Below are 19,235 nucleotides of genomic sequence, written 5' to 3'. Positions count from 1 at the left end.
AGAGCGACCGGAACTCCCGACTCGATGCTCTAGACCTTCAGGCGCGAGCCTGACAGGGCGAGGAGCAGCACGTCGATGAGAGCGCCGACGATGATCAGCTGGAACAGCAGCCGGCCGGGCGGTCGGGTCAGCACCAGCCGGATCCCGATCGCGGCCACGGCGACGCTCAGCACGAGACCGGCGACCGTCACGATGTGCGGGCCGGCCCCGACCAGGATCGCCAGCGACGCGACGAGCAGCGAGACGAACGCCGCGACCCCCGAGGGGCGGAGCCCGAGCCGGTGCGGCAGGCCCCGGATGCCCGTCTTCCGGTCGGCGTCGAGATCGGGCAGCACGTTGGTGAGGTGCGCGGCGAGTCCCAGCAGCGCCCCGGTCGCGATGACCCACCACTCCGCCTCGGCCGGGGGGCGGCCGGCGAGCGTCACGACGGTCGGCAGCAGGCCGAAGCTCAGCATGTACGGCAGCCACGAGTAGGCGGTCTTCTTCACGCCGATGTTGTAGGCGAGCCCCGACGCGACGAGCACGAGGTGCGGGATGGCCGCATCGACGCCGAGCAGGAAGGAGAGCGGGATGGTCGCCACCGCCGCCACGATGAACGCGGTGCGCACGGAGCGGGCCGAGATCTCACCCGCCGCGATCGGCTTGTCGGTGCGGCCCACGGCGGAATCGCGGCGGGCGTCGAGCCAGTCGTTCGACCAGCCGATGGCGAGCTGGCCGACGAACACGGCGAGTCCCAGCTCGATGATGCGCGGCAGTTCCAGCCCGGTCGCGATCGAGAGGATGACCGCCAGGGCGGTCACGGCCACGGTCGGTCCGGGGTGCGAAGCGCCCACGAGCGCCTCGATCGGTGACCTGCCGCGACTTCCGTGGCCGTCGAAAGGCCCGTTCGCGTCATCGGACGCGTCGTCGCCGTGAAGCTTGCTCATCAAACCCTCCGGGCCACTACGGTTTAGGCGTGCAGCGTCGCCTCTTCCTCACCCTAGCCGCAGCAGGTGTCGCTTCCACGCTGACAGCCTGTGCGGTCGGCCAGACGCCTCCCGCCGGCCCGTCGACCGGCGCTTCCGCGACACCGACCGCGACTCCGAAGCCGAGCTTCACGCCGAAACCGACCCCGACGCCCACTCCCACCCCGACACCCACCCCCACCGGCCCGCACCTCGAGAGGGTCGCCCTGCCAGACGGGGCCCTCACCGAACTCCCCGGCACCGGCGACCTCCTCGCCTGGACGGTCGACGACGGCTCCGACAGCGACGTCATCCGCCGCTATGTCGAGTTCGCCCAGGCGTCGGGCACCCGGCTGACTTTCTTCGCAAACGGCTCCCGCGAGGGCTGGACGGAGAACGCCGAACTGCTCCGCCCCCTCGTGGCCTCCGGCCAGATCCAGCTCGGCAACCACACCTTCAACCACGTCGACCTCACCGAGGCCTCCGACGACGAGGTCATCGAGCAGTTGCAGAAGAACCACGACTTCCTTGAAGACACCTACGGCGTGGATGTGCGCCCGTACTACCGCCCGCCCTACGGGTACCGCAACCACCGCACCGACCGGCTCGCCGCGAGCATCGGCTACACGACACCGGTGCTCTGGTACGGGTCGCTCTCCGACTCGAGTCACATCACCCCCGACCAGATCGTCGGGTTCGCGGACGAGTGGTTCCTCCCGCAGCACATCGTCATCGGGCACCTGAACTACGACCCGGTGACGAAGGTCTTCCCGGAACTGCAGCAGATCATCCAGAGCAGAGGATTGCAGACAGTGACGCTCGACGACGTCTTCCTGAAGCCGTAGGTTCTGGGCCGCTCAGTACCAGTGCGGGTTCGTGTTCTGCGAGTGCGCCCACGCGCCGCAGGGGTTGCCGTATCGGCCGGAGATGTAGGCTAGGCCCCAGTTGACCTGCGTGGCGGCGTTCGTGCGCCAGTCGGCCCCGGCCGAGGCCATCTTGTTGCCCGGCAGCGACTGCGGGATGCCGTACGCACCGCTCGACTCGTTGTAGGCGTTCAGGCGCCAGCCCGATTCGCGGTTCCACAGGTTCACGAGGCACTGGAACTGGTCGGAACCCCAGCCGCGCGCACTCACCTGGGCCTGCGCATAGTTCTTCGCGCCCTGGGGGTCGCTGACGAGGCCGGCCGGGGGAGCGCTGCTGTCGTTGCCGTTGCCGTCGCCCTGGTTCGCGGCCTCCTCCTTCGCGGCCGCTGCGGCAGCGGCATCCTTCGCCGCTTGCACGCCCAGCTGGTAGTTCTGCTCGACCGCGGCGGTGGTGTCCTTCAGGCTGGCGAGCTGGGCGAAGAGGATGTCGCTCTGCGCCTGCTGGGCGGAGACCTCGGCATCGGCAGCCTGTTCGGCGGCCTGGGCGTCGGCCGAGGCCTGCTGCGCGGCGTCCGCCAGCTGGGTGCGGGCCTCTTCGGCGATCGCCGCCTGCGAGTTCAGGGTGGTTGCGAGGTTCTGGGTCGAGGTCGCGAGGGAACTGAGCCGGGCGGACTGCTCGGTGAGCTTGCTCAGCGTGCCGAGCTGGTCGAGCAGGGTGCCGGCCTGCGACCCGCTGAGAAACAGGTTCGCCGTCTGGTTGCCGCCCGAGCGATACAGCTCGACGGTGAGCTGGGCGAACTGCGTCTTCGCCGAGGCGGCTTTCGCCGTGGCCTCGTCGGCGCGCTGGCGCGAGTCGTCTGCCGTCTGTGTCGCGGACTGCAGGGCGGCCTGCGCGTTCAGGTATTCGTTGCCCTTCTGCACCGCCACGTCGCCGAGCTCGGCCGCCTGCTGCTGGAGTTCGCCGATCAGCCCGGTGATGTTCTGCACCTCGGCGGCCTTCGTCGCCTCGTTCTGCTTCGCGGCGTTGACGTCGTCCCAGCTGGGGTAGTCCGTGCGTACGGCGGCGGCATGCACGGCCAGCGAGAGGATGCCCGGGGTGGCCGCCGCACCCGTCGCTGTCGTCGTCGCTGCGGACCTTGCGGAGGTGCTCACTGACCCGCTCTCGGCGGGCGATGCGGAGGCCGCGACGGGCATCGCGACACCCGCCGAGACCGCCAGGGCGGCGGCGACGACGAGGCGCAGCGATCGTTTCATGGTTCTACGCTATGCGAAGCCGGGTGAAAACGGGGATGCCCACGCTGCCGATCAGCTGAAGATCGGGTCGCGCGTGCGGCTCCGCTTGAGCTCGAAGAAGCCGTCGTAGCTCGCCGCGGCGACGATGCCGTCCCACAGCTTCAGCGCCACGTCGCCGGTCGGGGCAGGGGAGATGACCGGCCCGAAGAAGGCGATCCCGTCGACCGAGAGGATGGGCGTGCCGACGTCCTGCCCGACGAGGTCGATGCCGCTCGAGTGGGAGGCCCGCAGTTCGGTCTCGAAACGGAACGGTGCCCCGCCAGCGGCATCCGGTGCCTCGTCAGCGAGTTCAGCGGGCAGGCCGGCCTCCTCGAGGGACTCGGCGATCACGGCGTCGACGTCGGTTCGCTGCCCGAGGTGGATCCGGGTGCCGAGAGCATCGTAGAGCGGCTTGACGAACTCCTGCCCCTTCAACTCCTTCACCGCGGCGACGAGCTGCGCGTAGCGGAGGGCGCGCGGGAAGAAGGCCTTGTAGGCCTCGCTCACGTCGTTGTTCTCGTTCAGGATCGCGAGGCTCATGATGCGCCAGGTGATGTCGAGGTCGCGGTGCGTGGCGACTTCGTCGACCCACCTCGATGTCATCCAGGCCCAGGGGCAGGAGGGATCGAACCAGAACTCGACACGTGTTGTTTGCTCAGCCATCATCACACTCTGCCACTCTCGGAGGACAATGTGACAATTCGATACATTCGCATGGACACCCCCTTGTTCTTTCACGGGTTGTCGCTATTGTTGTACTTACAAGTTTTCGCGATTCGGCTCAGAAGGAAGAAACCATGACTGACACCTACACGATCCCCGGCCACAAAGCGGGCACCTGGACCATCGACCCCTCGCACAGCGAGGTCGCGTTCAGCGTCCGCCACCTGCTGATCAGCAAGGTCAAGGGCAAGTTCGAGAAGTTCGACGCCACCTTCGTGACCGGCGAGAGCCCCCTCGACACCAAGCTCACCGCCTCGGCCGAGGTCGAGTCCATCAACACCGGTGACGCCAACCGTGACGGTCACCTCCGCACGAACGACTTCTTCAACGCCCCCGAGTTCCCGACCATCACGTTCGTCTCGAACAGTGTCGTCGCCGAGAAGGACGACCTGAAGGTCACCGGCGACCTCACGATCAAGGGCGTCACCAAGCCGGTCACGTTCGACGTCGAGTTCGGTGGCTTCGGCAACGACCTCTACGGCAACTACAAGCTGGGCCTGACCGCCAAGACGGTCATCAACCGCAACGACTTCGGCGTGAACTGGAACGCTCCGCTCGAGGCCGGCGGAGTGCTCGTCGGCGACGACGTCACCATCACGATCGACCTGCAGGCGTCGCTCCAGGCGTAGCCCGCAGCGCTACCGCGTCCCCCGGCCGTCGGCTCCCTCACGGAGAGCCGGCGGCCTTCGTCGTCAGGGGGCGAGCGGCAGGCCGAGGTACGCGGCGTAACGGGATGCCGCACGGGCTACGCCCGCGGACTGCGCGACGCTCAGCGGCTCGAACGGCGACGGCGTCACGCTGACACGCGACGCGCCGGCCTTCCGCGACCACGTCCCGACGACACGGCCGCCGGCCACGATGGTGGGCAGGAACATCCCGTTTCCGCCCGGCACGATCCGCTCGGAGTACTCCGCCGCGAGCACGGCGCTGCGGTCGGCGTAGCCGAGCAGGTACTCATCGAAGCCCGGCAGCAGGTGTACCGCCGGGCGCACAGGTGCCTCCGCGAGCGATCCCTCGGGCATCCAGTACTCGACACCGTCGACGGTGAGCGACTCTAGGTCGTGGCGCGCCGCGTCGAGCCCGGCCTGCGCGTCGCTCTTCAGCAGGTTCGACCACCAGAGAAAATCGCGGAGCGACGCGGGGCCGTGGCTGGTGAAGTAGCGCCGTACGAGTTCGCGCACGCCGTCGTCGTGACCCAGGCGGCGTGGATGCTCGATCCACTCATCGAGCAGAACGAGCGCCTGCGCGTTGCCGATCATCGGCCCGAAGCAAAGGGTCTTCGTGTGGCTGAGATACCAGAGGATGTTCGATCCCCGGTTCTGGGCCGTGTCGATGCCGTGCTCATGGAACGAGGTGAACAGGGCGTCACGCGCCAGTGCCCGTCCGCCCTCGAGCGCCTCTGTGGCGACGGCCCTCGACTTCTCGAGGGTGGCACTGTCGAGCCCGAGCTGTCGGAAGCGTGCGCCGACGCTGGTCACCGTGCGCGCGGCGGTGAGGTCGAGCATCCACTCGAGGTCTTCGGCGGCGACGAAATGCAGCGTGCCGCGGAACGGCCACGACCGCACGACCTGCCCGCTGTTCAGGGCGGCGTCGACGCCGGCCAGTGTGGCGCCGGGGGAGCGGAGGGCGACCGACCACTTCGCCCCGGGCAGATCCTGCGCCTGCATCGCGGCGAGCTGCCGCACCACGTCGACGACGCCCGGTGAAGTGGCCGGCTGGATGCCCTGCCTCACCAGTCGCAGCCGGGCCAGGGTGTTCGCGTCGCGTGTCTTCACAGCTGTCAGCCGCCCTCAGAGCAGGTCGGCGGCCCGCAGCTGCTTCGCGAGGCCCGAGCCGTCGGGGGAGTACACCCAGAGGGCATCGGACTTGTCGCTCATCGACTCGGCCTTCGACCGGCCGCCGGCCAGCACGGCTTCGCTCGGCGAGAGCTGCCGGATGGCGATGGCCGCGACGTTGTCCGGGTGCTGTTCCTCGAACTCGCCATAGATCTCCTCGTCGTGCTGCCCGTCGTCGCCGACCAGCAGCCACCGCATCGTGGGGAACTCCTCGGCGAGACGGTGCAGGTTGTCGCGTTTGTGCTCGCGTCCGCTCCGGAACAGCCGGTCGTGCGTCGGCCCCCAGTCGGTGAGCAGCAGAGGCCCCGAGGGGTACAGGTTCCGCGACAGGAACCGGCTGAGCGTGGGCGCCACGTTCCACGCTCCCGTGGAGAGGTAGATGGTGGGGGATCCCGGATGCCCGGAGGCGAGCCGGTCGAGCAGTACGGCCATGCCCGGGGTGGGCATCCGCGCGTGCTCGTCGAGAACGAAGGTGTTCCACGCCGCGAGCAGGGGACGGGGGAGCGCGGTGACCATCACGGTGTCGTCGACGTCGCACACCACCCCGAAGGTCGCTTCGGGCGAGATGATGAACACCTGGGATTCGACGGGCTCCGAGTCCTCGGCCCGCAGGGTGATGGTGTGCCAGCCCGGCTCGAGCGAGGCGGGCACGACGGCATCGACCACGCCGCCGCGGTCGGCCTTGACCTGGTGGTCGACCCCGCCGACGGTGACGGTCACGTCGACCTCGTTGATGGGAACCGCGGTGAAACTCCGCCAGCCGCGCACCATCTCCTCGCGCCGACCGATGATCGGCAGGCGGCGGTGGGGCTTCCGGTCGCGGGTCAGCAGCACACGGCTCAGGATGCGCACCCACTCGGTCGAGCCGTATCCCTTGTACGGGATGACGGTCGTCTGGTGGCCGCGTTTCCGGGCACGGTTCTCCCGGAATTCGTGCAGCGCGTCTTCGATGCGTGCGGCCCGGTGCAGGATGCGCTCGGGGGTCACCCGGGTTCCTGAGAGGGAAGAGGGTGAGGTGCGTGCGGGTTCGTCTGCCACCGTCCCAGTCTGTCAGACGTCTCACCAAGTCACCTGGTGGCGGGTTTTCAGGAACGAATGCTGCCAATTGATGGAGAACTTCTCAAGAATCGGCCTGCTTTGTCACTGGGCACGCAGGCTCAGCGGGTAACATGAGACTTACTTGCAACACGAAAGTGAAGGGGCCGGCCAGAAAAGTGTCACTCAGTAAACTGATCGATGAAACTCTGCTCGAGATGGTCAACGTCCGGAACGAGCCCGTCCAGGTGCGGAGTTCCACCCGCATCTCGGCCCTCGTCGACGCGGCCGCCGAAGTCGTCGAGGAGGTCGGTGTCGAGCGCATGACGACGGCCATGGTCGCCGAGCGCGCCGGCGCGTCGATCGGCACGGTCTACCGATACTTCCCCGACCGCATCGCTGTGCTCTCGGCCCTGAGCCTCCGCAGCATGGACAGGTTCCTCCGCCAGACGCGCGAGAACATCCTCCGCGACAAGCCGGAGACCTGGATCGACATGATGCTGATCGCCTTCGACACCTCGGTCGAGATGCACCGCACAGAGGTCGGTTTCACGTCGATCCGCCTGGGCGACCTCGTCTCCTACCCGGAGGTCGAGCCCACGTCCATCCGTTCCGTGCGCATCGCGAACGCCTTCGCCGCCATCATCGACCAGGACTTCGGGGTCGACTCGAGCCCCGAACTGACCCTGCACCTCGAGATGACCGTCAACATGACCGACGCCCTCCTGGTGCGCGCGTTCGTGAGCGAGAAGGCCGGCGACACCCGCATCATCGATGAGGCCCGGTCCATCGTCTCGTCCTACCTCGCGTCGTTCGAGGCCGCCTCGAAGAAGTAGCCGCAGCCCGGAGCACCTCACGCTCCGGATGTCGGAGGCTCACGTAACACTGTGTCAAGCACGGTAGCCAGCTTTGCCAATTCCCCGGAATGATGTTTGGCTTGGCGCACCGGTTCGCACTGCTCGTGCTGTGACCCTTCCGACGACTGGAGATCTGCGTGATCGAATTCCGCACGGTTACCAAGAAGTTCCCTGACGGCACTGTCGCGGTCGACGAGCTGAGCCTGGTCATTCCGGCCCGGCAGACGACGGTGCTCGTCGGCTCGTCGGGTTCGGGTAAGACCACGATCCTCCGCATGATCAACCGGATGGTCGAGAAGACCTCCGGCGAGATCGAGATCGATGGCGAGGACATCTACGCCCTCAACCCGGTGAAGTTACGCCGCAGCATCGGTTACGTCATGCAGAACTCGGGGCTCCTGCCGCACCGCAAGGTGATCGACAACGTCACGACGGTGCCCGTGCTGAACGGTGTGAAGAAGTCGGAGGCCCGGGAGGCTGCCCTGACCCTGCTCGACACCGTCGGGCTCGACCGGTCGCTGGCCGAGCGTTACCCGAGCCAGCTCTCGGGCGGCCAGCAGCAGCGCGTCGGCGTGGCCCGGGGGCTCGCGGCAGACCCCAACATCCTCCTGATGGACGAACCGTTCGGTGCCGTCGACCCGATCGTGCGCTCCGAGCTGCAGCAGGAGCTCATCCGCATCCAGCGCGACCTCGGCAAGACGATCGTCTTCGTCACCCACGACATCGACGAGGCGTTCCTCCTCGGCGACCAGGTCGTGCTGCTCGAGAAGGGCGGCCGCATTGCGCAGGCCGGAACCCCGGCCGAGATCCTCTCCAAGCCTGCAAACGACTTCGTCGCCACCTTCATCGGCGCCGACCGTGGCCGCCGCGCCCTCCGGGTCGAGGTCGTGAATGGCCGCAACGTCGTCATCGACGAAGACGGCCGCCCGACCGGGGTGCTTCAGTCATGAGTGCGCGGGCGACGAACGGTCTCGTCGAGAACTGGGCAGCGCTGAAGAGGGCCCTGAGCCGATGAACTGGGTCTTCAACAACTTCGGGCTCATCTGGAGCCTCACGCTCGACCACATCGCGCTGGCCGTGCCCCCGATCATCGTGGGATTCCTCATCTCGATACCGATCGGCTGGGTTGCCAACCGTTTCCACGCCTCGCGCGGCGTTCTGCTCACGATCAGCGGGCTGCTCTACACGGTGCCGTCGCTGCCGCTGTTCATCGCCCTTCCCGCCATCCTCGGCACGGGCATCCTCGACCCCGTCAATGTCGTCGTCGGCCTCACGATCTACGCCGTCGCCCTGATGGTGCGCTCCGTGGCGGATGCACTGGCCGCCGTCGACGCGGGAGTCCGCCAGGCGGCCACCGCCATGGGCTACTCGGGCTGGCAGCGCTTCTGGCGGGTGGAGTTCCCGCTCGCCGGCCCCGTGCTGCTCGCCGGGCTCCGCGTGGTCTCCGTCAGCACCGTCAGCCTGGTGAGCATCGGGTCTGTCATCGGGGTGTCGAGTCTCGGCTACCTGTTCCTGAACGGCCTGCAGCGGAACATCATCGAAGAGGTGGCGAGCGGAATCGTGGCCACGCTGGTGATCGCCGTGGTCTTCGACCTCCTGCTGGTGCTCATCGGTCGCCTCCTGCTGCCCTGGGCGAAAGCGGACCCGACGGCGAGGCGGGCCCGGCGGAAGACCGTCGAGACCGCGATCGCCGGGCCGTCTGCGGGCGGCCCCACGGTGAACGATCCTTCGATGGCGGGGCGGTGACGACATGGATCTCTTTCTGAACGGTTTCGCCTGGATCTTCGATCCCGCGCACCTCAACGGCCCCGGCGGCATCTGGGTGCGCATCGCCGAGCAGCTCTCGTACACCTTCGGTGCCGTCGCGATCGCTGCGATCATCGCCATTCCGCTCGGCCTCTGGATCGGGCACACCGGCCGGGGCCGCGACATCGCGGTGCTCTCCTCCGGTGGCCTCCGCGCGCTCCCGAGCCTCGGCCTCCTGATCATCTTCGCGCTCGGCATCGGGATCGGGTTCAAGGCGCCCCTGCTGACGTTCGTCATCCTCGCCATCCCGTCGCTCCTCTCGGGTGCCTACGCTGGCGTCGAGGCCGTCGACAGGCGCACGGTCGACGCGGCCCGCGCGCAGGGGATGACCGAATGGCAGGTGCTGACCAACGTCGAACTGCCGCTCGGTCTGCCACTGCTGATCGGCGGCATCCGATCGGGTGTGCTGCAGGTCGTCGCGACCGCCACGCTCGCCTACTTCGCCAGTGGGGGTGCGCTCGGCGTCTTCATCAACGAGGGGCTCAAGACCCGAGACTATTCGGAGCTGATCGGCGCATCGATCGTCGTGACGGCGCTGGCGCTGGTGCTCGAGGGCATTTTTGCGCTGCTGCAGAGGTTGTTCGTGCCACGCGGTGTCACCGCGGGCCAGGTCACAGATGTCCGCTCACGGTCAGCCAGACCGCGAGCGGTGGTGGGATCCCCCATCCAAGAAGGGAAATAGCATGTTCACAGCATTGAAGAAAGGCCGTGTCGCCGCCATCGGCGTCATCGCGGTCAGTGCGGCAGTCGCACTGGCAGGGTGTTCATCGGGCAGCAGCAGCCCGCTGGGCTCCACATCGACCGGATCGGCCGCGGCGGGCACCATCGTCATCGGTTCGCAGGCGTACTACTCGAACGAGATCATCGCCGAGATCTACGCCCAGGCGCTCGAGGCCAATGGCCAGACCGTGACCCGCAAGTTCAACATCGGCCAGCGTGACGCCTACCTGCCGGCCCTGGCGAGCGGTGAGGTCACCCTGTTCCCCGAGTACTCGGGCAACCTGCTGCAGTTCTACGACAAGGCGACGACGGCCGTCTCGGCCACCGACGTCTACGCCGCGCTGAAGACCGCTGTGCCGGCGAACCTCGAGGTCCTCGACCAGTCGGAGGCGGCTGACCAGGACTCCTACAACGTCACGAAGGCGTTCTCCGAGGCCAACGGTGTGACGAGCATCGCCGACCTCGCGAAGGTCGCGAACGTGACCCTCGGCGGCAACGCTGAGCTCGCGACCCGCCCCTACGGCCCTCCCGGACTGCTCAGCACCTACAACGTGACGGTCGGCTTCACCCCGATCGACGACTCGGCCGGCCCGCTGACGCTGAAGGCCCTGCTCGACAACGACATCCAGGTCGCGAACATCTACAGCGCCGACCCGAGCATCGGTGCGAACGACCTGGTCACGCTGACCGACCCGAAGAGCCTGTTCCTCGCGTCGAACATCGTGCCCCTGATCAACAAGGACGCGGCCACCCCGGACGTCACTGACGTGATCAACAAGGTGGACGCCGCGCTCACGACGGCAGACCTCGTCTCAATGAACGGCGAGAGTGTCAACGACAAGAAATCGTCGGCGGACATCGCCAAGGAGTGGCTCGCCAGCAAGAACCTGTTCTAGCAGCTGGTACCACCGAGAGCCGGCCGGCTGTTCCTCTCGGAACGTCGGCCGGCTTTCTCTGCGTCAGGCGCTGAGTCTGCGTTCTAGGCGGTGAGGAGGAGCGCCGCCGGCAGGGCGAGAAGCAGGGCGGCGAGGCTCAAGATGCCCGTGCGGGCCGGCAGCGACAGCTGGCTCTGCGGGTGCAGCAGCCGTCGCACCCTGACGACCACGGGGTCGACGGAGGTTCGGAACCGGGCGTCGTGCTGCACGTCTTCGCCGAACTCCGTCGCCGTGCCGACTTTGTCGGCGCGCACGGCGTAGGCCGGTGCATCCACGACCGACACCGACGCCGGGCCGCGCCTCACGATGTTCTGCGTCTCCGCCGACCCCACCAGCGCGATGGCTTCGGCGAGGGTCGTGTTGTCGGTCAGTCGGCGGCTCTGGTCATCGGCCAGCATCTCGACGAGCAGCGAGACGGCGACCTGCGCCCGGGTGGCGATGGGAAACCAGGGCAGAGCGCTCCGCCAGGACTCGAACGCGACGAGCAGAACGTGGTGCTGCTGGCGGAGGTGCGCCCGTTCGTGGGCGATCACCGCCTCCAGCTGGTCGGAATCGAGCAGCGACACGAGGCCTTCGGAGAGCACGGTGACCGTGCGCGCGCCGGGCAGGCAGTAGGCGACGGGTGCGGGGGATTCGAGGATGAGCGTGCCCGGCTGGCCGAGCAGGGGGGTGCTCAGCAGGTCGACCAGGGAACGGTGCCGGCGCCGTTGCCGTTCGGTGCGCGTGACGGTGACGGCCAGGTTCAGCAGCAGGTGGGCGAGCAGCAGTGCCGCGCTCGACAGCGCGAAGAGATGGATGAGGCCCGCGCCGGGTGGCAGGGTGCCGGTGAAGGCGAGCGGGGGCAGGTCTGAGAGCCCGCTGAACAGACCGCTGCTGAACGGGATCAGCCCGAACGTGACGAGCGAGCCGATCATCGACAGACCACCGGAGAGGGCGATCGCCTGCCAGAGCAGCAGGGCGACCCCCGGGGACCGGGTGGGCCAATGAGCCCGGGCGAGCAGCACCGGAACCGGCCACGCCAGAATGACCGCGAGCGCGGCAAGGGTCAGGGAGGCGAAAAGCACGCGCCCAGCGTAGCCGTCGGGGCTGTCAGTCGGCCTGTGCGGGCGTCGTTCCGCCGGGGGCGGTGGATGTCGCAGCCGCACCGGCGCGCTTCTCCAGCAGCTGGCGGAGCGTGTCGGCCTCCTGCGGGCTGACCTGCCCGACGAACCGGGCGAGGGCGGCTTCGCGGTCGGGCTCCGCGCCGAGCACCTGTTGCAGAAGCTCGGCGGTGTGGTCGGCGCGGCTGGTTACGGCGAAGTAGAGGTGCGGACGGACCTTGCGGTCGCGGTCGACAAAACCCTTCCGTTCGAGGCGGGAGAGCACCGTGAGCATCGTGGTGAGCGCGAGGTCTTTGCCTGCGCTCGTCTTGTGTGCGAGTTCGTCGCGGAGCTCGGCTGCCGACACCGGGGCGTCGCTCTGCCAGAGTCGCTCCATGATCGAGCGCTCGAGGTCGCCAAGTGTTGCCATGGCACTAGATTAGCGCCTTTTTCCTGCATGTTCTACGCGAGGTAGAAAAACAGTTCTACACTCTGTAGAAGAAGCATTTCTACAAGCCGTAGAACATTCCCGTGGAGGACTCGTGAACGACCTGCTCGACCCGCTGCTGCTCTCCCGCTGGCAGTTCGGGCTCACCACGATCTATCACTTCCTGTTCGTGCCGCTCACGATCGGACTGGCCCTGACAGTCGCGATCTTCCAGACCGCCTGGGTGCGCACGGGTCACCTGAAGTACCTCCAGATCACGAAGTTCTTCGGCAAGATCTTCCTGATCAACTTCGCCATGGGCACGGTCACCGGCATCGTGCAGGAGTTCCAGTTCGGCATGAACTGGTCGGACTACTCCCGCTTCGTCGGCGACGTCTTCGGCGCCCCGCTCGCCCTCGAAGGGCTGCTCGCGTTCTTCCTCGAAGCGACGTTCATCGGCCTGTGGATCTTCGGTTGGGACCGCCTGCCGAAGAAGCTCCACCTCGCGACCATCTGGGTCACCGCACTGGCGAGCATCCTGAGTGCCTACTTCATCATCGCGGCGAACTCGTTCATGCAGAACCCGGTCGGCTACCAGATCAACGAGGCCAAGGGTCGCGCCGAGCTCACCGACATCTGGGCCCTGCTGACGAACAAGGTCGCCCTGGCGGCGTTCCCGCACACGATCTTCGCGTGCTTCATGGTGTCGGCAGCGCTGATCGTCTGCGCCGCCGCCTGGCACCTCTCCCGCAACCAGCACCTCGACACGATGCGCCCGGCCCTGAAGTTCGGGCTCTGGATGATGGTCATTGCGGGCACGTTGACCTTCCTCTCCGGCGACCAGCTGGGCCTCGCGATGGTCCAGACGCAGCCGATGAAGATGGCGGCGGCGGAGGCGCTCTACAACACCTCCACCGGCGCGAACGCCTCGTTCTCGATCTTCACCCTGGGCACGCCCGACGGAGTCAGCGAGCTGTTCTCGATCCGGATCCCGTACCTGCTGTCGTTCCTCTCGACGCACACGTTCGACGGCACGGTCGAGGGCATCAACGACCTGCAGGCGCAGTACACCCAGTTGTACGGTCCCGGCGACTACACGCCGACCATCTGGGTCACCTATTGGGCGTTCCGCTACATGATCGCGTTCGGCGTGCTCGCCGTCATGATCGCGGTCGGCGGCCTCTGGTTCACCCGCAAGGGCCGGATGCCGAAGAAGCGCTGGATCTGGAAGGTCGCCATCTGGTCGATGCCGCTCCCGCTGGCCGCGATGATCGTGGGCTGGGTGTTCACCGAGATGGGCCGGCAGCCGTGGATCGTCTTCAGCCTGCTGAAGACCCAGGACGCGGTGTCGCCGAACACGACCGGTCTCGAGGTGCTGATCTCGCTGATCGCGTTCACGCTGGTCTACGGCACGCTCGCGGTGGTCGAGTTCCGGCTGATCAAGAAGGCCATCCAGAAGGGTCCGGACCAGGCGCCGCAACCCGACGCTGAGACCGGCGAAGTGAAGCACGAAGCGACTGTGTACTAGGAACGGTGAACTGACATGGATCTCCCCACCCTCTGGTTCGGCCTGCTGGCCTTCTTCTTCATCGGGTACTTCGTGCTCGACGGCTTCGACTTCGGCGTCGGCATGTCGATCCCCTTCCTCGGCCGCGACGTTCGCGGCCCGAACGACACCGACCGCCGCGTGCTGATCAACACCATCGGCCCCATCTGGGACCTCAATGAGACTTGGGTGATCGTCGCCGGCGCCGCCATGTTCGCCGCGTTCCCCGAGTGGTACGCGACCCTGTTCAGCGGGTTCTACCTGGTCTTCCTGGTCATCCTGCTGGCGCTGATCCTCCGCGGGGTCTCGTTCGAGTACCGTCACCAGCGCCCCGAGATCGCCTGGAAGCGACGCTTCGACCGGATGATCGTGATCGGCTCGGCCGTGCCCGCCTTCCTCTGGGGCCTGGTGTTCGCGAACGTCGTGCGCGGAGTTCCGCTCGACGCGGGCTTCAACTACACCGGAACCGTGTTCGACCTGTTCTCGCCCTATGCGGTGCTCGGCGGGCTGACCACGCTGCTGCTGTTCTTCACGCACGGTGTCGTGTTCGTCTCGCTGAAGACCAGTGGAGACATCCGGGAACGCGCACGGCAGCTGGCCGGTCGTTCGGGCCTGCTGACCATCGTGGTCGCCGCCGTGTTCCTCGTCTGGACGACGGTCTCGTTCGGGTCGGTGTGGTCGGGCATCCTGTCTGCCGTCGCAGCCGTCACGCTCGTCGCCGGCTGGCTCGCGAACCAGCGGAAGGCCGAGGGCTGGTCGTTCACGTTCCTCGCGGCGACGATCGCGTTCGCCGTGCTCAGCCTGTTCGTCTCGCTCGTGCCCGACGTCATGCCGGCGACGAACGACCCCGCCAACAGCCTGACGATCGCGAACGCCTCATCGTCGGGGTACACCCTCACGCTGATGAGCTGGGTGGCGCTGGCGTTCGTGCCGCTCATCCTCGGGTACCAGGCGTTCACCTACTGGGTGTTCCGCAAGCGGGTCAGCCGGGCATCCATCACCGGGGAACCGGAGCCGTCAGGGCCGGCCGCCAGCGGGAGCAGGGTCAGCGCGTGAAACCGGTCGACCCGCGGCTGCTGAGGTACGCCGCATCCGCCCGCCGGTTCTTCGGGCTGGGAGCCGTGCTCGCTGTGCTCCAGACCGCGTGCATCATCGCGTTCGCGTGGCTGGTGTCGTCGCTGGTGGTGGCGGCGATCGCTGGGGCCGGGCTTCGCGCGCTTCTGCCGTCGCTCGCTGCGCTGGTCGGCGTCGTGCTGCTGCGCTCGGTGCTCGTCTGGCTGATGGAACGGAACGCGGCGCGCGGGGCGGCGACGGCGAAGAGCGAGCTCCGGCGCGGCGTGCTGTCGTCGCTGGTGAGGCTCGGGCCGGGCTGGCTGGCGGGCCGCAACACGGTCGATGTGACCACGATGACGACGACGGGTCTGGATGCCCTCGACACGTACTTCGCGAAATACCTTCCGCAGCTGATCCTGACGGCGCTCGCGACCCCGGTGCTGGTGGTCGTGCTGTTCGCCGCCGATGTCACCAGCGGGATCATCGTGCTCGTGACGCTGCCGCTGGTGCCGGTGTTCATGATCCTCATCGGCTGGGCGACCGAGGCGCTGCAGAAACAGCAGTGGGAGAAGCTCGGGGCGCTGTCGACCGGGTTCCTCGACGTGGTCGAGGGGCTGTCGACGCTGAAGGTCTTCGGGCGGGAGAAGCGGCAGGCCGCGCGCATCAGGTTCGTGACCGAGGAGTACCGGTCGAGCACCATGAAGGTGCTGAGGGTGTCGTTCCTCAGCGGATTCGCGCTCGAGATGGCGGCCAGCCTCTCGGTGGCGCTGGTCGCCGTGGCGGTCGGGCTGCGGTTGGTGGGCGGGGACCTCGGGCTCGGGGTGGGACTGTTCGTGCTGATGCTCGCGCCCGAGGCGTTCCTGCCGCTCCGGCAGGTCGGGGCGGCCTACCACGCGGCGGCCGACGGGGTGGCGGCGACGGATGCGGTGTTCGAGGTGATCGGGGCGGGGGGTGCCGGTGCCGGGGCGGGGGCCGGGGCGGGATCGGAGGCGACGCGCGTCGGCGCCCGCGTCGATGCCCCGGTCGGCGCCTTCGTCGGCGCCTCGCTGGCGCGCGTCTCGGTGCGGTACGGCGAGCCGGGCGCGGAGCGGTTCGCGGTGCGCGACTTCTCCGCGGAACTCCGGCCCGGCACGCTGACGGTGCTGTCCGGTCCGAGTGGGGCGGGGAAGTCGAGCGTGCTCGCCGCGATGCTCGGGTTCGTGCCGCACACCGGCACCGTTCTCTCGGCCCCGATCGCCTGGGCGGGGCAGCGGCCCGGACTCCTGTCGGGCACCGTCGGCTCGAACGTCGCGTTGGGGAGCGAGCATCCATCGCCCGCCCTCGTGACGCGGGCCCTCGCGCTCGCGGCCGCCGCCGAGGTCGACCCCGACCTGGTGCTCGGAGTGAACGGATCGGGTCTCTCCGGCGGCCAGGCGCAGCGCGTGGCAGTCGCCCGTGCCCTGTACCGACTGCTCGAACGCCGCTGCGGCGTGCTGCTGCTCGACGAGCCGAGCTCCGCGCTCGACGCGGGGACCGAGGAACGGCTGATCGCGGCGCTCCGCTCGGTCGCGGCCAGCGAGGGCGCCGCGGTGCTCGTGGTGTCGCACCGGCCCGCGTTCCGGCGCGCCGCCGACCTCGTGCTGGAGCTGTCCGCGCCAGCGGCGGCTGCCGCGTCCAACACCGGAACCTCGTCGACCGAGCCCGCCACCTCAGCCACCACCGTCACCGACGCGTCCTCCGCCGCCGACGCCTCCTCCGCACGGCTCACCGGGGCGGCACGCTGATGCGCACCGCAGACGTTCTGAGGCTCGCGCAGCCCACACCGCGCGCCTTCGCCCCGGCGCTCGTGTTCGGGCTGCTGAGCGCCCTCTCCACCGTGGCGCTTCTCGGCACCTCCGCCTACCTGATCGCCCGCGCGGCCGAACAGCCGCCGATCCTGTACCTCTCGATCGCGATCGTGGGTGTCCGCGGATTCGCGCTGGCCCGGGCATCCTTCCGCTACCTCGACCGGCTCGCGGGTCACAGTGCGGCCTTCCGCGCCCTGGCGTCGCTGCGGGTCGCGATCTACGAGCGCATCGTGCCGCTCGCCCCCGCCGGGCTCGCCGGCACCCGCCGCGGCGACCTGCTTGCGCGGCTGGTGGGCGATGTGGATGAGCTGCAGAACCTCCCGCTCCGCGTCGTGCAGCCGCTGGTGACGTCGCTGCTCGTGTCGGCGCTCGCGGTGGTCGGCGTCTCGCTGCTCTTGCCTGCCGCCGGAATCACGCTCGCCGTCGCGCTCCTTCTGGCCCTGGTGGCTGGCACGTTCGTCAACTCCCGGATCGCCGGATCTGCCGAACGAGAGCTCGCACCCCTCCGGGGCCGTCTGACCGACGAAACGCTCGACCTGGTCGGCAACCTCGACGTGCTCGTCGCCTTCGGGGCGGTGGATGACCGGCTCGCCCGCCTCGAACAGACCGACGCGCGGCTCACCCGGTCGGCCACCAGCCGTGCCGCCGGTGCCGGAGCCACCGCCGCGGTGGTCTCCCTCCTCGCGGGCCTGGCCACGGTCGCGGCCCTCGTCGTGGGCATCCCCGCGCTCGGCGCCGCCGTCATCGCGGGCAGCACCGGTGCGGATACCTCCGGCCTCTTCAGCGGCACCTCCGGCTCGGTCCTCACCGGCCCGGTGCTCGCCGTGCTCGCGCTGGTGCCGATTGCGGTGTTCGAGGTCTTCGCGGCCGTCCCCCTCGCGGCGGGGGCCTGGCGCCAGGTGCACGCCAGCGCCGCCCGCGTCGCGGCCGCCCTGCCCGACGCCCTGCCGCCCGAGCTCCCGGCCGCCGCCCCCCGTGACGGCCTGCGGGCCGCCGAGACCTCGGCCGCCCTGCCGGCCGCCGAGACCCCGGCCGCCCTGCCCGGTGCCGTACCCCGGGCCGCCCCTCCCGCTCCCGAGAAGTGGTCCTCCACTGCCACCACCTCGGCGCCTTCGCTTCCCGCCTCCGCCCGAGGTGCCGACGCGACCGGTGCAGAGGGCGACACGGCGGGCGGCGTGCGCGCCGTGCCGGTCATCCGACTCGACCGCGTGTCGGCGCGGTGGCCGCAACTCGTTGCCCCGTCCACGCGAGCCACCCAGTCCACCCAGGCCACCCAGGCCACTTCGGCCACCCCGTCTGCGACAGTCGCCGCTACCGCTCCCGATGGTGCGGCGGCGGCGCTCCGCGACGTGAGCGTCACGATCCGGCCGGGGGAGCGGCTGCTCGTCACGGGCCCGAGCGGCAGCGGTAAGACGACGCTCGCCGCGGTGCTCGTGCGGTTCCTCGAGCACAGCGGCTCGTTCACGATCGACGGGGTCGACGTGCGCACGCTCGCCCCCGAGGCCGTGCGCCAGATGATCGGACTCTGCGAGCAGTCGCCGTACATCTTCGACGCCAACCTGCGGCAGAACCTGCTGTTCGCCAGGGAGGCGGCGTCCGACGATGAGCTCCTCACCGTGCTCGACCGCGTCGGGCTCACCACCTGGGCCGTCGACCGTGGCGGACTCGACGCAGCGCTCGGCCAGCACGGTGCCCTCGTCTCGGGCGGCGAGGCCCAGCGGATCGCGCTCGCGCGCGTGCTTCTGGCCGACTTTCCGGTCGTCGTGCTCGACGAGCCGACCGCCAACGTCGATCCCGCCCGAGCCGACGCCCTCCTTGGCGACCTGCTAGCCGCCGCCGGCCCCGGACGCAGCATCGTGCTGATCTCGCACACGGATGTCCCACCCGACCTCGTGACGCGGCGCCTCCGCCTCGGCTGACGCCGCCCCGCCGCCGCGCTCGTCCCGCCGCTGACGCCGCCCCGCCGCCGCGCTCGTCCCGCCGCTGACGCCGCCCCGCCGCCGCCGCGCTCGTCCCGCCGCCGCCGGCTCCTGTTCCGCCCCGCCGCCGACACCCGCCTCCACCCCAGCCATTCGGGAGGAGCTGAGCCGATCCGGCGTCGTATTCGCTTCGGATCGGCTCAGCTCCTCCCGGGTGGGAAGACGGCCCGGATCGTGTGACTCGGCGGCAGCGCGACGTCACCCGCGCCGCTGCGAGCTCAGCCTCCGCACCATCCCACCCGGTCGCGACGAACGGGCGAACCTCAGCCCGCGCGACGTGCCAGAGAGCGGCATGCTTCCTCAGCCTCGTCCGTCTGACGGCTCCGCGAGTCCAC

Annotated in this window: 18 protein-coding genes; 11 read left to right on the top strand and 7 right to left on the bottom strand. The window is 68.9% G+C overall.

Going from position 1 to position 19,235, the window contains the following annotated elements:
- Positions 1–29: 29 nt before the first annotated feature.
- The gene (locus FB464_RS08305; protein ID WP_116414283.1) at positions 30–926 is read right to left on the bottom strand and encodes a UbiA family prenyltransferase; all 897 of its coding nucleotides are present in this window, start codon (positions 924–926) and stop codon (positions 30–32) included.
- Positions 927–955: 29 nt separating this feature from the next.
- Between FB464_RS08305 and FB464_RS08300 the strand changes: the two genes are divergently transcribed.
- Positions 956–1,789: a polysaccharide deacetylase family protein gene (locus tag FB464_RS08300; RefSeq protein WP_116414284.1), complete on the top strand. Its 834-nt coding sequence runs from the start codon at positions 956–958 to the stop codon at positions 1,787–1,789.
- Positions 1,790–1,801: 12 nt separating this feature from the next.
- Here FB464_RS08300 and FB464_RS08295 read toward each other — a convergent pair whose 3' ends face one another.
- Both FB464_RS08295 and FB464_RS08290 read right to left on the bottom strand, forming a co-directional pair.
- Positions 1,802–3,061: an aggregation-promoting factor C-terminal-like domain-containing protein gene (locus FB464_RS08295; RefSeq protein ID WP_246092979.1), complete on the bottom strand. Its 1,260-nt coding sequence runs from the start codon at positions 3,059–3,061 to the stop codon at positions 1,802–1,804.
- Between the two features lie 51 nt (positions 3,062–3,112).
- Entirely contained in the window at positions 3,113–3,745 is a 633-nt protein-coding gene (locus FB464_RS08290) for a mycothiol-dependent nitroreductase Rv2466c family protein (RefSeq protein WP_425472405.1), read from the bottom strand.
- Between the two features lie 131 nt (positions 3,746–3,876).
- Between FB464_RS08290 and FB464_RS08285 the strand changes: the two genes are divergently transcribed.
- Complete coding sequence (locus tag FB464_RS08285; protein ID WP_116414285.1) at positions 3,877–4,431, top strand: YceI family protein; 555 nt, start codon at positions 3,877–3,879, stop codon at positions 4,429–4,431.
- Between the two features lie 63 nt (positions 4,432–4,494).
- Here FB464_RS08285 and FB464_RS08280 read toward each other — a convergent pair whose 3' ends face one another.
- Both FB464_RS08280 and FB464_RS08275 read right to left on the bottom strand, forming a co-directional pair.
- The gene (locus FB464_RS08280; RefSeq protein ID WP_211327342.1) at positions 4,495–5,577 is read right to left on the bottom strand and encodes a winged helix DNA-binding domain-containing protein; all 1,083 of its coding nucleotides are present in this window, start codon (positions 5,575–5,577) and stop codon (positions 4,495–4,497) included.
- A 15-nt stretch (positions 5,578–5,592) separates the two neighbouring features.
- The gene (locus tag FB464_RS08275) at positions 5,593–6,609 is read right to left on the bottom strand and encodes an App1 family protein phosphatidate phosphatase (protein ID WP_425472444.1); all 1,017 of its coding nucleotides are present in this window, start codon (positions 6,607–6,609) and stop codon (positions 5,593–5,595) included.
- 242 nt (positions 6,610–6,851) lie between these two features.
- On the opposite strand from FB464_RS08275, the gene FB464_RS08270 reads away from it, so the two are divergent.
- The 5 genes from FB464_RS08270 (at position 6,852) to FB464_RS08250 (ending at position 10,951) form a co-directional block, all read left to right on the top strand.
- Entirely contained in the window at positions 6,852–7,508 is a 657-nt protein-coding gene (locus FB464_RS08270) for a TetR family transcriptional regulator (RefSeq protein ID WP_246092977.1), read from the top strand.
- 158 nt (positions 7,509–7,666) lie between these two features.
- Positions 7,667–8,479, top strand: coding sequence for an ABC transporter ATP-binding protein (locus FB464_RS08265; protein WP_116414286.1), 813 nt, complete (start codon positions 7,667–7,669; stop codon positions 8,477–8,479).
- A gap of 61 nt (positions 8,480–8,540) precedes the next feature.
- Positions 8,541–9,275, top strand: coding sequence for an ABC transporter permease (locus FB464_RS08260; RefSeq protein ID WP_116414287.1), 735 nt, complete (start codon positions 8,541–8,543; stop codon positions 9,273–9,275).
- A 4-nt stretch (positions 9,276–9,279) separates the two neighbouring features.
- The gene (locus FB464_RS08255) at positions 9,280–10,017 is read left to right on the top strand and encodes an ABC transporter permease (protein WP_116414288.1); all 738 of its coding nucleotides are present in this window, start codon (positions 9,280–9,282) and stop codon (positions 10,015–10,017) included.
- Between the two features lies 1 nt (position 10,018).
- On the top strand, positions 10,019–10,951 hold the full coding sequence (locus FB464_RS08250; RefSeq protein ID WP_116414289.1) for an ABC transporter substrate-binding protein: 933 nt from the start codon (positions 10,019–10,021) through the stop codon (positions 10,949–10,951).
- Positions 10,952–11,034: 83 nt separating this feature from the next.
- Here the strand turns inward: FB464_RS08250 and FB464_RS08245 are convergent, their stop codons facing one another.
- Positions 11,035–12,054: a M56 family metallopeptidase gene (locus tag FB464_RS08245; protein ID WP_116414290.1), complete on the bottom strand. Its 1,020-nt coding sequence runs from the start codon at positions 12,052–12,054 to the stop codon at positions 11,035–11,037.
- Between the two features lie 25 nt (positions 12,055–12,079).
- Positions 12,080–12,499 (bottom strand): BlaI/MecI/CopY family transcriptional regulator, encoded by a 420-nt coding sequence (locus tag FB464_RS08240; protein ID WP_116414291.1) that lies wholly within the window; start codon positions 12,497–12,499, stop codon positions 12,080–12,082.
- 112 nt (positions 12,500–12,611) lie between these two features.
- On the opposite strand from FB464_RS08240, the gene FB464_RS08235 reads away from it, so the two are divergent.
- Genes FB464_RS08235 through FB464_RS20195 form a run of 4 tightly spaced genes read left to right on the top strand, consistent with a single transcriptional unit; the run spans position 12,612 to position 18,840 of the window.
- Positions 12,612–14,024: a cytochrome ubiquinol oxidase subunit I gene (locus FB464_RS08235; RefSeq protein WP_116414292.1), complete on the top strand. Its 1,413-nt coding sequence runs from the start codon at positions 12,612–12,614 to the stop codon at positions 14,022–14,024.
- Positions 14,025–14,039: 15 nt separating this feature from the next.
- The gene (gene cydB / locus FB464_RS08230; RefSeq protein WP_116414293.1) at positions 14,040–15,098 is read left to right on the top strand and encodes a cytochrome d ubiquinol oxidase subunit II; all 1,059 of its coding nucleotides are present in this window, start codon (positions 14,040–14,042) and stop codon (positions 15,096–15,098) included.
- Positions 15,095–16,858, top strand: coding sequence for a thiol reductant ABC exporter subunit CydD (gene cydD / locus FB464_RS08225; protein WP_116414294.1), 1,764 nt, complete (start codon positions 15,095–15,097; stop codon positions 16,856–16,858). Before cydB ends, cydD begins: the two co-directional genes overlap by 4 nt.
- Positions 16,858–18,840: an amino acid ABC transporter ATP-binding/permease protein gene (locus FB464_RS20195; RefSeq protein ID WP_116414295.1), complete on the top strand. Its 1,983-nt coding sequence runs from the start codon at positions 16,858–16,860 to the stop codon at positions 18,838–18,840. Before cydD ends, FB464_RS20195 begins: the two co-directional genes overlap by 1 nt.
- Positions 18,841–19,235 lie beyond the last annotated feature (395 nt).

The organism is Subtercola boreus (genome assembly GCF_006716115.1).
Lineage (GTDB): Bacteria > Actinomycetota > Actinomycetes > Actinomycetales > Microbacteriaceae > Subtercola > Subtercola boreus.
The sequence above is the reverse complement of the archived record's forward strand: the minus strand, read 5'-3'. Positions and strand labels throughout refer to the sequence as shown.